This window comes from Leclercia sp. UBA1284, from assembly GCF_002308415.1.
GTDB lineage: Bacteria > Pseudomonadota > Gammaproteobacteria > Enterobacterales > Enterobacteriaceae > Enterobacter > Enterobacter pneumoniae.
Map to the genome: position 1 here is coordinate 204,875 of NZ_DBUS01000009.1, position 12,293 is coordinate 217,167.

At 56.3% G+C, this 12,293-nt stretch carries 11 protein-coding genes and 1 riboswitch; of the genes, 6 read left to right on the forward strand and 5 right to left on the reverse strand.

The window, feature by feature from the left end; translation table 11 throughout:
• Both glnE and hldE read left to right on the forward strand, forming a co-directional pair.
• On the forward strand, positions 1-2,859 hold the full coding sequence (glnE, locus tag B3511_RS19570; protein WP_286791480.1) for a bifunctional [glutamate--ammonia ligase]-adenylyl-L-tyrosine phosphorylase/[glutamate--ammonia-ligase] adenylyltransferase: 2,859 nt from the start codon (positions 1-3) through the stop codon (positions 2,857-2,859).
• Positions 2,860-2,899: 40 nt separating this feature from the next.
• On the forward strand, positions 2,900-4,330 hold the full coding sequence (hldE, locus tag B3511_RS19575; RefSeq protein ID WP_046885845.1) for a bifunctional D-glycero-beta-D-manno-heptose-7-phosphate kinase/D-glycero-beta-D-manno-heptose 1-phosphate adenylyltransferase HldE: 1,431 nt from the start codon (positions 2,900-2,902) through the stop codon (positions 4,328-4,330).
• A gap of 27 nt (positions 4,331-4,357) precedes the next feature.
• Here the strand turns inward: hldE and ubiK are convergent, their stop codons facing one another.
• Positions 4,358-4,654, reverse strand: a complete 297-nt coding sequence (ubiK, locus tag B3511_RS19580) for a ubiquinone biosynthesis accessory factor UbiK (protein ID WP_040073983.1) — start codon at positions 4,652-4,654, stop codon at positions 4,358-4,360.
• Between the two features lie 121 nt (positions 4,655-4,775).
• Positions 4,776-4,926: riboswitch (FMN riboswitch) on the forward strand.
• Between the two features lie 104 nt (positions 4,927-5,030).
• Between ubiK and ribB the strand changes: the two genes are divergently transcribed.
• Positions 5,031-5,684: a 3,4-dihydroxy-2-butanone-4-phosphate synthase gene (gene ribB / locus B3511_RS19585; RefSeq protein WP_046885846.1), complete on the forward strand. Its 654-nt coding sequence runs from the start codon at positions 5,031-5,033 to the stop codon at positions 5,682-5,684.
• Between the two features lie 35 nt (positions 5,685-5,719).
• Here ribB and zupT read toward each other — a convergent pair whose 3' ends face one another.
• The gene (gene zupT / locus B3511_RS19590) at positions 5,720-6,493 is read right to left on the reverse strand and encodes a zinc transporter ZupT (RefSeq protein WP_286791368.1); all 774 of its coding nucleotides are present in this window, start codon (positions 6,491-6,493) and stop codon (positions 5,720-5,722) included.
• 196 nt (positions 6,494-6,689) lie between these two features.
• On the opposite strand from zupT, the gene ygiD reads away from it, so the two are divergent.
• Positions 6,690-7,478: a 4,5-DOPA dioxygenase extradiol gene (ygiD, locus tag B3511_RS19595; protein WP_046885848.1), complete on the forward strand. Its 789-nt coding sequence runs from the start codon at positions 6,690-6,692 to the stop codon at positions 7,476-7,478.
• Positions 7,479-7,512: 34 nt separating this feature from the next.
• On the opposite strand, the gene B3511_RS19600 is transcribed toward ygiD, so the two are convergent.
• From B3511_RS19600 to tolC, 3 genes are all read right to left on the reverse strand, one after another.
• Positions 7,513-8,673 (reverse strand): glutathionylspermidine synthase family protein, encoded by a 1,161-nt coding sequence (locus tag B3511_RS19600; protein WP_040073987.1) that lies wholly within the window; start codon positions 8,671-8,673, stop codon positions 7,513-7,515.
• Positions 8,674-8,675: 2 nt separating this feature from the next.
• Positions 8,676-9,347, reverse strand: coding sequence for a DUF1190 family protein (locus tag B3511_RS19605; protein WP_040073988.1), 672 nt, complete (start codon positions 9,345-9,347; stop codon positions 8,676-8,678).
• 238 nt (positions 9,348-9,585) lie between these two features.
• Positions 9,586-11,025: an outer membrane channel protein TolC gene (tolC, locus tag B3511_RS19610; protein ID WP_040073989.1), complete on the reverse strand. Its 1,440-nt coding sequence runs from the start codon at positions 11,023-11,025 to the stop codon at positions 9,586-9,588.
• Positions 11,026-11,227: 202 nt separating this feature from the next.
• On the opposite strand from tolC, the gene nudF reads away from it, so the two are divergent.
• Together nudF and B3511_RS19620 are read left to right on the forward strand one after the other, a co-directional pair.
• Positions 11,228-11,857 (forward strand): ADP-ribose diphosphatase, encoded by a 630-nt coding sequence (gene nudF / locus B3511_RS19615; protein WP_040073990.1) that lies wholly within the window; start codon positions 11,228-11,230, stop codon positions 11,855-11,857.
• Positions 11,858-12,280, forward strand: a complete 423-nt coding sequence (locus B3511_RS19620) for a DUF1249 family protein (RefSeq protein WP_040073991.1) — start codon at positions 11,858-11,860, stop codon at positions 12,278-12,280. It abuts the gene before it with no gap.
• Positions 12,281-12,293: the final 13 nt, after the last annotated feature.

Sequence of the window (12,293 nt, forward strand, 5' to 3'; positions counted from 1 at the left end):
ATCATGCCGCTTTCCTCCCAGTTACAGCAGCAGTGGCAGACGGTGTGTGAACGTCTGCCGGCGTCGTTACCCGCCTCCTCCCTGAGTGAGCAGGCGCAGCAGGTGCTGACCTTTAGCGATTTTGTGCAGGAGAGTATTTCTGCGCATCCCGACTGGCTGGTGGAACTTGAAACCTCGCCACCCCAGGCGGAAGAGTGGCGGGAGTATGCCGCCTGGCTGCACGCTGCGCTGGCAGAGGTGACCGACGAGGCTGCGCTGATGCGCGTGCTGCGTCAGTTCCGCCGTCAGGTGATGGTGCGCATCGCCTGGGCGCAGGCGCTGTCACTGGTGAGCGAAGAGAGCACGTTACAGCAGCTGAGTGCCCTGGCGGAGACCTTAATCGTCGCCGCCCGCGACTGGCTGTACGAGGCGTGCTGTAAAGAGTGGGGAACCCCCTGTAATGACGAAGGCATCCCGCAGCCCTTGATGATTCTGGGGATGGGGAAGCTGGGCGGCGGCGAGCTGAACTTCTCTTCGGATATTGACCTGATCTTTGCCTGGCCGGAGAAAGGGGCGACCCGTGGAGGGCGCCGCGAACTGGATAACGCTCAATTTTTCACGCGTCTGGGTCAGCGGCTTATCAAAGCGCTGGATCAGCCGACTCAGGACGGCTTTGTCTATCGGGTGGATATGCGTTTGCGCCCCTTTGGCGACAGCGGCCCGCTGGTACTGAGCTATGCCGCGCTGGAAGATTATTACCAGGAGCAGGGGCGCGACTGGGAGCGCTACGCGATGGTAAAAGCGCGGATCATGGGCGATAACGACGATGTCTACGCTGGTGAGTTACGCGCCATGCTGCGCCCGTTTGTCTTCCGTCGTTATATCGACTTCAGCGTAATTCAGTCGCTGCGAAACATGAAAGGGATGATTGCCCGGGAAGTGCGGCGTCGTGGACTGCGGGATAACATCAAGCTCGGCGCGGGCGGTATCCGGGAAATCGAATTTATTGTTCAGGTCTTCCAGTTGATTCGCGGTGGGCGCGAGCCGTCGCTGCAATCCCGCTCTCTGCTGCCCACCCTGGCGGCGATTGCGCAGCTGAATCTGCTGCCGGAAGGGGATGCGCAGACGCTGCGTGAGGCCTACCTCTTTTTGCGTCGGCTTGAGAATCTGCTGCAAAGTATCAACGACGAGCAGACGCAGACTCTGCCGGGCGACGATCTCAATCGCGCACGCCTCGCCTGGGGCATGCGGATGGACGACTGGCAAAGCCTTACCGACCAGCTCGATCGGCACATGGCCGCGGTGCGGCATATCTTTAATGAACTGATTGGCGATGACGAAAGCGAATCACAAGAGGATGAACTCTCTGAGCACTGGCGCGAGCTGTGGCAGGATGCGCTGGAAGAGGACGACACCACCCCGGTACTGGCGCACCTGAGCGATGAAGATCGTCACCGGGTCGTGGCGCTGATTGCCGATTTCCGCCTGGAGATGAACAGGCGCGCCATCGGCCCTCGCGGGCGCCAGGTGCTGGATCATCTTATGCCGCATCTGCTGAGTGAAGTCTGCCCCCGCGCGGATGCCCCGATCCCCCTTTCGCGTTTGACGCCGCTGCTAACCGGCATTATCACCCGTACCACTTATCTGGAGCTGCTGAGCGAATTCCCCGGCGCGCTTAAGCACCTGATCACCCTCTGTGCCGCCTCTCCCATGGTGGCCAATAAGCTGGCGCGTTATCCGTTGTTGCTGGATGAGCTGCTTGATCCCAATACCCTTTATCAGCCGACGGCGACGGACGCCTATCGCGACGAGCTGCGCCAATATCTGCTGCGCGTACCGGAAGAGGACGAAGAGCAGCAGCTCGAGGCGCTGCGACAGTTCAAGCAGGCGCAGATGTTGCGCGTCTCGGCTGCCGATATCGCTGAAACGCTGCCGGTCATGAAAGTGAGTGACCATTTAACCTGGCTGGCGGAAGCGATTATTGATGCGGTGGTACAGCAGGCATGGGTGCAGATGGTGGCGCGCTACGGGCAGCCGAAGCACCTGGCCGATCGGGAAGGCCGCGGTTTTGCGGTAGTGGGGTACGGCAAGCTGGGCGGCTGGGAGCTGGGATACAGCTCCGATCTGGATCTGATCTTCCTGCACGACTGCCCGATGGACGTGATGACCGACGGCGAGCGGGAAATCGACGGGCGGCAGTTCTATTTGCGGCTGGCTCAGCGCATCATGCACCTCTTTAGCACCCGCACCTCATCAGGGATCCTCTATGAGGTGGATGCGCGACTGCGTCCCTCTGGTGCGGCGGGCATGTTGGTCACCTCGACCGAATCCTTTGCCGACTATCAGCAAAACGAAGCCTGGACGTGGGAGCATCAGGCGCTGGTGCGCGCTCGTGTGGTGTATGGCGATCCGCAGTTAACCGCGCAATTCGACACCATTCGTCGGGATGTGCTTACCACCCCGCGCGAGGGCGAGACCCTACAAACTGAAGTGCGTGAAATGCGCGATAAGATGCGTTCGCATCTTGGCAATAAGCACCGGGATCGCTTCGATATCAAGGCCGATGAGGGCGGGATCACCGATATTGAGTTTATTACGCAATATCTGGTACTGCGTCACGCGCACCTGAAACCGAAGCTGACCCGCTGGTCGGATAACGTGCGCATTCTGGAACTGCTGGCGCAAAACGACATCATGGATGAAGCGGAGTCGCTGGCGTTAACCCGGGCTTACACCACGCTACGTGATGAGTTGCACCATCTGGCATTGCAAGAGCAGCCTGGCCATGTGGCGCCAGAGTGCTTCGCGGCAGAGCGAGAGCTTGTGCGGGCCAGCTGGCAGAAGTGGCTGGTGGAACCGTGCGTAACAAAACAAGTGTGATATTATCGCGCGCAAATTGTGAATCTTTCTGGAGTCAGGAATGAAAGTAACACTGCCAAAGTTTGAACGGGCTGGCGTGATGGTTGTGGGCGATGTGATGCTGGATCGCTACTGGTACGGACCCACCAGCCGTATCTCCCCGGAAGCGCCGGTACCGGTGGTAAAAGTTGATACCATTGAGGAGCGTCCTGGCGGCGCGGCAAACGTGGCGATGAACATTGCCTCCCTCGGCGCGCATTCGCGTCTGGTGGGGCTGACAGGTATTGATGATGCGGCGCGTGCCCTGAGCAAAACGCTGGCCGACGTGAACGTCAAATGTGATTTCGTTTCTGTGCCTACCCATCCCACCATTACCAAGCTGCGCGTGCTATCGCGTAACCAGCAGCTGATCCGTCTCGACTTTGAAGAGGGGTTTGAGGGAGTAGATCCGCAACCGCTGCACGAGCGCATCAACCAGGCGCTGGGCAACATTGGCGCGCTGGTGCTCTCTGACTACGCCAAAGGGGCGCTGGCGAGCGTACAGCAGATGATTCAGCTGGCGCGTAAAGCCAATGTGCCTGTGCTGATCGACCCGAAAGGGACAGACTTCGAACGCTATCGTGGCGCCACGCTGTTGACGCCTAACCTCTCTGAGTTTGAGGCGGTGGCGGGCAAGTGCAAAAACGAAGCTGAGCTGGTAGAGCGCGGCATGAAGATCATCGCTGATTTCGAGCTTTCTGCGCTGCTGGTGACCCGTTCCGAACAGGGGATGAGCCTGCTGCAGCCGGGTAAAGCGCCGCTGCATATGCCAACCCAGGCTCAGGAAGTCTATGACGTAACCGGTGCGGGTGATACGGTGATTGGCGTGCTGGCGGCGACGCTTGCGGCGGGCAATACCCTGGAAGAGGCGTGTTACTTTGCCAACGCCGCAGCAGGCGTGGTGGTGGGCAAACTGGGCACCTCTACCGTCTCGCCGGTTGAGCTAGAAAACGCCGTGCGTGGCCGCGCAGAGACGGGCTTCGGCGTAATGACCGAAGACGAGCTTAAAGACGCCGTTGCCGCAGCGCGTAAGCGGGGCGAAAAGGTGGTGATGACCAATGGCGTGTTCGACATTCTGCATGCCGGCCATGTCTCCTATCTGGCCAACGCGCGCAAGCTGGGCGATCGCCTGATTGTGGCGGTCAACAGCGATGCCTCGACAAAACGTCTGAAGGGCGAGACCCGTCCGGTCAATCCGCTGGAACAGCGCATGATTGTACTGGGTGCGCTGGAAGCGGTGGACTGGGTGGTGTCGTTTGAAGAGGACACGCCGCAGCGCCTGATTGCCGGTATCCTGCCCGATCTGCTGGTGAAAGGCGGCGATTATAAGCCAGAGCAGATCGCCGGTAGCGAAGAGGTATGGGCTAACGGCGGTGAAGTGATGGTGCTGAACTTTGAAGATGGCTGTTCAACGACGAACATCATCAAAAAGATACAGAAAGATAGTGAATAAAAAAAACGGGCCTGATGGCCCGTTTTTTTATACCTGATCGTCGACCGGTGGAATAGCCGGGGCCGGTTTCACTTCCGCAGGGGTATTGCGATTTTCCAGCTCTGTCAGACGTTGCTCAAGCAGGGCGATTTTTTCGCGGGTACGCAACAGCACCTGAGTCTGGACGTCAAACTCTTCGCGGCTCACCAGATCCAGACGCATCAGCTGCGATTGCAGGATCTGACGGATCTTCTTCTCTACATCGTCACCAAAATCACGAATGCCTTTCGGCATGGATTCATGGACCTGACGGGCAATCTGTTCAATTTTTTTCGGGTCAATCATTGTCGTTTCCCTTGATGAAAAGGTGTTAATGACCATTGTAGCGCGTAACGCGGATCCATAAACCAGATTTGTATGAAGCTAATGCGTTGCCGAACATAATCATTAGCGTTATAGTTATCTCGCTTATTCTCAGGGCGGGGCGAAATTCCCCACCGGCGGTAAATCAACCTTACGTTGAAAGCCCGCGAGCGCTTCAGGTGTGAGCCTGAAGGTCAGCAGATCCGGTGTAATTCCGGGGCCGACGGTTAAAGTCCGGATGGGAGAGAGTAACGATCAAGTCGGGCGAGGCCCGCTCACGTTATTTTTTTGCCGCTTTGCGGCGCTCCTAAGACTGCCCTGATTCTGGTAACCATAATTTTAATGAGGTTTATTTACCATGAATCAGACGCTACTTTCCTCTTTTGGTACCCCTGTCGAACGTATCGAACAGGCTCTTACCGCCCTTCGTGAAGGTCGCGGTGTGATGGTGCTTGACGATGAAGATCGTGAAAACGAAGGTGATATGATTTTCGCCGCCGAAACCATGACCGTTGAGCAGATGGCGCTGACCATTCGCCACGGCAGTGGGATCGTCTGCCTGTGTCTTAACGAAGAGCGCCGTAAGCAGCTGGATCTGCCAATGATGGTAGAAAACAACACCAGCGCCTTCGGCACCGGCTTTACGGTAACCATCGAAGCAGCCCACGGCGTGACAACGGGCGTGTCTGCTGCCGACCGTATTACGACCGTTCGTGCCGCCATTGCCGACGGCGCAAAACCTTCCGATCTGAACCGTCCGGGCCACGTCTTCCCGCTGCGCGCGCAGCCGGGCGGCGTTCTGACCCGCGGTGGTCACACAGAAGCAACCATCGATCTGGTGACTTTGGCAGGCTTCAAGCCAGCCGGCGTGCTCTGTGAACTGACCAACGACGACGGCAGCATGGCGCGCGCGCCAGAGTGCATCGACTTTGCCGTGAAGCACAACATGGCCGTTGTCACCATCGAAGATCTGGTGGCCTATCGTCAGGCGCATGAGCGTAAAGCCAGCTAATTGAATGAAAAACGCCGGGTTAACCCGGCGTTTTTTTATCCTATCCCTGCGGTTTGTAGCAGGACCAGACTTAGCCCCATCACCGACATGCCGCAGAGCACGCCATAGCTCGGGTTATTGTTAGGATCGATCTCTTTTGCCAGCGGCATGAGCTCATCCACGGACAACGCCACCATAATCCCCGCGACCGCAGCCATGATGGCCGCCATCACCACCGGTGAAATCAGGCTTCCCAGAATCAGCCATGCCAGCACGCCGCCAAGAATCTCTGCCATACCGGAGATCCCGGCCCAGAATACCGCTTTACGTTTAGAGCCCGTGGCGGCATAGACCGGCCCGGACACCGCCAGACCTTCAGGAATATTGTGCAATGCCACGGCCAGCGCGATACCAAAGCCCAGCTCAAGGTTATTGCTGGCGGTAACGTAGGTGGCGACCCCTTCCGGGAAGTTATGCAGGCTGATGCCCAGCGTCAGCAGCACGGCGGTACGTTTGATATTGCCCGGCAGCGGTTTCGCCCCCTTTTGCATCAGATCCTGCGGATGCGCATGGGGCAGCATCCGGTCCAGCGCAAAGTAACCCAACAGGCCGAAGACAAACATGCCATAGCCCAGCACCGGCGACATGCCCTCGGTGCCCAGCGCGGCGGGCAGCATCTCCATGAGTGATATCAGCAGCATAATGCCCGCGGCAAAGCCGAGGGAGAAGGCCAGCACGCGGTTAGACGGTTTCTGGCCCAGCACGCCGAGAATCGCACCAATAAACGTGGCGGCGCCTGCAAGTATGGTCAGAAGCAAGGGTACTGACATGTCTCTCTCCTTTTGATAACGATTCTCATTAATATTAAGGGCTAAAAGCGGGCAAAGCGAGAGGGCCGCTACGCCTTTACCATTCCCTTACATTCAAATTTCCTGAAGATCATCATCATGCTTATCCGGGTTCATCTTAGCGCGATAGCGCGTAATGTGATGCTATTAAATCGACATCTTATGTAAGGATATCATCATGACTGCTTCTCGTATGCCAGCGCTGTTTTTGGGGCACGGTAGCCCGATGAACGTGCTGGAGGATAACGTCTATACCCGCGCATGGCGTCATCTGGGCGAGACCTTACCGCGTCCGAAGGCTATCGTGGTGGTGTCCGCCCACTGGTTCACCCGCGGTACTGGCGTGACCGCGATGGAAGCGCCGAAAACGATCCACGATTTTGGCGGTTTTCCACAGGCATTGTATGACACGCACTACCCGGCGCCGGGTTCGCCCGAGCTGGCGCAGGCGCTGGTTGAAAGGCTGGCGCCCGTCCCGGTGGCGCTGGATAAAGAGGCCTGGGGCTTCGACCATGGCTCCTGGGGCGTGCTTATTAAGATGTATCCGGATGCAGACATCCCCATGGTGCAGCTTAGCATCGACAGCACCAAACCGGCGGCCTGGCATCTGGAGATGGGGCGCAAGCTGGCAACATTGCGTGACGAGGGCATTATGCTGGTGGCCAGCGGTAATGTGGTGCACAACCTGCGTACCGCGCGCTGGCATGGCGAAAATACGCCCTATCCCTGGGCGACATCGTTCAACGATTTTGTAAAAGCGAATCTTCACTGGCAGGGGCCCGCCGGAGAGCATCCGCTGGCGAATTACCTGGAACACGAAGGTGGCTCGCTGTCGAATCCCACGGCTGAACATTTCTTGCCTCTGCTGTATGTGCTGGGGGCCTGGGATGGCGAAGAGCCGATAACGATCCCGGTCGACGGAATTGAGATGGGAAGCCTGAGCATGTTGTCGGTACAGGTGGGTTAAAACATGCCCGGTAGCGCAGGCCACCGGGCAAGGTTTACTCTACAAAGATGTGCGGATAGAAGCGTGACAGATCCTGGGTAATCAGCGCCCGGTCTTCACGAATACCAATCCCGGCTGGCTCGTCGTTGATAAGCCAGCTGCCAATCAGGACATAGCTGTCGCCAAATTTAGGCAGTTGATAAAACTGTTGGACGATCATTCCCTCTTCACCGTACGGACCTTCAACGGCTTCCAGCGTTTTACCGTTTTCGATAATCGATACGTTGGCACCTTCGCGGGAGAAGATCGGTTTCACGACATACTTATCCATTGGCGGATAGTCATCTTCGGCGAAATATGCAGGCAGCAGGTTAGGGTGATCCGGGAACATCTCCCACAGCATCGGCAGCAGCGCTTTGTTCGAGATGATGCTCTTCCAGGCTGGCTCCAGCCAGCGCACGCCGGCATCTTCCAGCTTGGTGGAGAACATCTCGCGCAGCATGAACTCCCACGGATAGAGTTTGAACAGATTGCTGATGACCTGGTCCTGCAGGTCAGTAAACTGACCTTTCTCACCCAGACCAATGTCTTCCATATACAGGAACTCGGTAGCGACCTCTGCTTCTGCAGCGCAGTCCTGCAGATACTGCACGGTACCCCGATCTTCTACCGTATCGCGGCAGCAGGCCAGATGCAGCAGGTTGAAACCGTGCTGCTCACGCAGCTCGGCAAAGCGCGCAATCAGCTTTTCCTGCAGGCTGTTGAACTGATCGCTACCTTCCGGCAGCTTGCCCGCCTGGAGCTGATCTTCCAGCCAAATCCACTGGAAGAACGCCGCTTCGTACAAGGAAGTCGGCGTATCGGCGTTATTCTCAAGCAGCTTAGGTTCGCCAACGCCATCCCACGCCAGATCGAGGCGGGAATAGAGCGACGGTTGATGCGTTTCCCAGGACTGGCGAACGAAACCCCAGGTGTGTTTAGGAATACGGAATTTGGTCATTAGCGCATCGCTGGCAATGACCTTATCGACGACTTTCAAACACATCTGATGCAGTTCGGCAGTCACCTCTTCCAGCTTTTCAACCTGCTCAAGAGTGAGCTTGTAATAGGCCTCTTCACACCAGTACGGCTCGCCGTACATGGTGTGGAAGTTAAAACCATATTCAGTGGCTTTTTCGCGCCAGTCCGGGCGCTCGACAATACTGACTCGTTCCATTATCAGCCGCCCATGGAGCGGGTTGAGGTGCCCGTGGCACTACGCTGCATGGAGGTCTGTTTCGCAACAGATTCCCCAAAGCCGCCGCGGGTTACGGTGCTGGTGGTCGCCGGTTTTGGCGCCATCGCGGTTTTCGGTACCGTCATGGTACGGCCCGGCTGTGCGGCGCCGTATCCCTTACCGCTGGCGTCGGTATATTTGCCGTAGGCAGGGCTGTTCGGATTTTTAGAGCTAAACAGCGGCTGCTGCTGGTAGCCTGCGCCACCGCTCATCAGGCGGCCCATCATATAGCCCGCCATCAGCGGCATCCAGAAACTGCCGCTGGATTGCGCCTGCGCCTGGTTTTCTGGCGCGGTGCCAGCCTGTGCCGGTGTTGGTGCCTGCTGACACTGACCTTCACCGAATTCGGCTACGCAGTCTTCACGGCTGGCGTATTTCGGCGCAGTACGTTCAGCTTCTTTCAGGGCACTGTTGTAAGCGGTGGTACATTCCGCTTTGTTGCCGGTGGCGGTCGCACAGTCATCAGCGTTCTGATAGAGCGAAACCGTTTCGTCGTTTTGTTCACAGCCCGCCAGCATAAAGACGGCCGTTACGGCCAGTGCGACAGGAGTGAGATGGCGTGCGCCCCAATTTTTGCGGAACGACGCGTGATTGATGGATTTTGTCCGTTTCATTTTTGTCTTCCAGGACCCAGTGGTATTACGTGGTATATAACGCTCAGAATAGAGGATGAGTGGTCGAAAATGAAGCGTAGTGCGGGAATCGAGGGGATCTTTACGTTGGCTTACGTTTATACCGGACAGAGTTCAAACTGCCTGTGCCTCGGCTGTCTGCAATTCGAAGGGATCGGGTTGTATTTATCGGTTGGTGTGAAAACAGACCCGGCCTGAAAAATCAGGCCGGGTTAGCGCATCAGTTGCGCAGCATTCCGGTAGAGGCCGGGCGTGCGGCTGGAGCGGCACTGTTGGCGGCATATCCATCAGCGGACGCATCCTGACCTGGATTCTCCGGCGCCACGGATTCTGGCGTGGTAGAGATAGGTTTACCCAGGGAGCTGTTCAGAATCTGCAGGTCCTGTTCATTCAGGGTTCCCAGGGCAGATTTGATGTTCAGCTGGTTAATCAGGTAGTTATAACGCGCATTAGACAGCTGCTGCTTGGCGTTATAGAGCGTGGTGGTCGCATCCAGCACGTCAACAATGGTACGGGTACCCACAGAGTAACCGGCTTCCATCGCATCGAGAGAGCTCTGGGCAGAGACAACGGCCTGTTTATAGGCGTTGATGCTGCTGATGGAGGCGTTCACGTTGTTAAAGGAGGAACGTACAGTCTGCACAACGCTGCGGTGTGCGCTTTCAAGCTGCTCGCTCGCGCCAACAAAGTTGTACTGGGCCTGTTTAACCTGCGAGTTCACCATTCCGCCCTGATACAGCGGCAGGGAGAAGCTCAGGCCAACTTTGTTCTGACCTACGTCAGCGTTATTATTGATGGAGTTGGAGCCGCTGTAACGTGAGTTAGAGATGCTGGAGGAGGCGTTCAGATCCAGGGTTGGCAAGTGGCCATCCTGCGCCTGACGAATCTGTTCACGGGCCAGGTCCTGGCTCAGACGTGCCTGCAGCAGGCTCAGGTTACGGTTTTCAGCTTCTTTCAGCAGGGCATTCACCGCCTGCGGCTTATCGGTTTTGAAGCTGTCGACGTTCAGCGAAGCCAGTTGCGGGTAGTAATTACCGGTAACCTGACGCAGCTCTTCAACGGCGTTATCAAGGTCGTTACGCGCGGTCACTTCGTTCGCCAGCACGCTGTCGTACTGTGAACGGGCGTTCTGTACGTCGGTGATCGCCACGAGGCCAACGTTAAAACGCTGGGTGGTCTGATCCAGTTGACGGTAGATAGCCTGTTTCTGGGCTTCGATATAAGAGAGAGTATCGATAGCGCTCAGCACCTTGAAGTAAGCCGTCGCGGTGTTGAGAATCAGGGTTTGTTGATCGGTCTGGAAAGTGACATCCTGAATACCGGCAGATTTTTCCTGCAGGGTCAGAGCACGCCATTTAGACATATCAAACAGAGTCTGGGTTAACTGCAGGGAACCGCTGGTCACGTTTGAGTCCTGACCGTTAGCATCGCGATAGCCGTTAGTGTAGGAATAGTCAGCCCCTAAACCGAGTTGTGGCAGAAGTGGGCTGCGTGCTTCATTAATCTTCTCAAAGGCAGCATCACGGTCGGCAGCGGATTTACGCAGTTCCGGGTTGCTCAGTCGTGCCTGCTTATAAACCTGTAACAGGTCCTCTGCCTGACTCATCGCGCTGAAACCCGTCAGGCTCAGGCCGATGAGAATGGGGAGCAATTTCTTCATTTGCTTTCCTTGTTGTGAAGCTTTGTTAGCGCTGATCTAATTAAAAATAATTTACCGATTCTAGCAGACTTCGCCAGTACAAAAGGTTGGCGTTCCGTGCCATCCGGCAGTAACTCGCAGCAATTTACCATACTGTCTGAGAAACCGCATTTTAGAAGATTTGAAAATCGAAATAACATCACCACTTTTACAGGACACTCTCATGCCTATACCTGAAAAGATGCCAGTGACTTTCAGCAAAAATGATGTAGAAATTATTGCACGAGAAACGCTCTATCGCGGATTTTTTTCGCTCGATCTTTACCGTTTTCGCCACCGCTTGTTTAACGGCGAAATGAGTGGCGAAGTGAAACGCGAAATTTTTGAGCGCGGGCACGCCGCAGTATTGCTACCCTTTGACCCAGTGCGCGACGAAGTGGTACTGGTAGAGCAGATTCGTATTGCCGCATTTGATACCAGCGAAAGCCCGTGGTTACTGGAGATGGTGGCCGGAATGATTGAAGAGGGCGAAACAGCGGAAGATGTCGCCCGTCGCGAAGCCATGGAAGAGGCCGGGCTGGTAGTAGGCCGCACCAAACCGGTGTTGAACTATCTCGCGAGCCCGGGTGGCACCAGCGAGCGTTTATCTGTTTTGGTAGGCGAAGTGGACGCCACGACCGCACAAGGTATACATGGTCTGGCTGATGAAAACGAAGACATTCGTGTTCATGTGGTGAGCCGGGAGCAGGCTTACCTTTGGGTAGAAGAGGGGAAAATCGACAACGCAGCTTCTGTCATCGCTTTGCAATGGCTCCAGCTGCACTATCAAGAATTACGAAATGAGTGGAAATGAATGAAGCGTTATACACCTGACTTCCCTGAAATGATGCGTTTGTGCGAGACCAACTTCGCGCAACTCCGACGCCTGCTGCCGCGAAACGACGCGGCTGGCGAGACAGTGAGCTATCAGGTGAGCAACGCGCAGTATCGGTTAACGATTGTGGAATCTACCCGCTACACTACGCTGGTCGAAATTGAGCAGACGGCCCCATCCGTCAGCTACTGGAGCTTACCGTCGATGACGGTGCGCCTTTACCACGATGCGATGGTCGCGGAAGTGTGTTCAAGTCAGCAGATTTTCCGCTTCAAAGCGCGGTATGATTACCCAAATAAAAAGTTGCATCAACGTGACGAAAAGCATCAAATTAATCAGTTTCTGGCCGACTGGCTACGATACTGTTTAGCACATGGAGCGATGGCGATTCCGGTTTGTTAGCGTCGTGAAACCT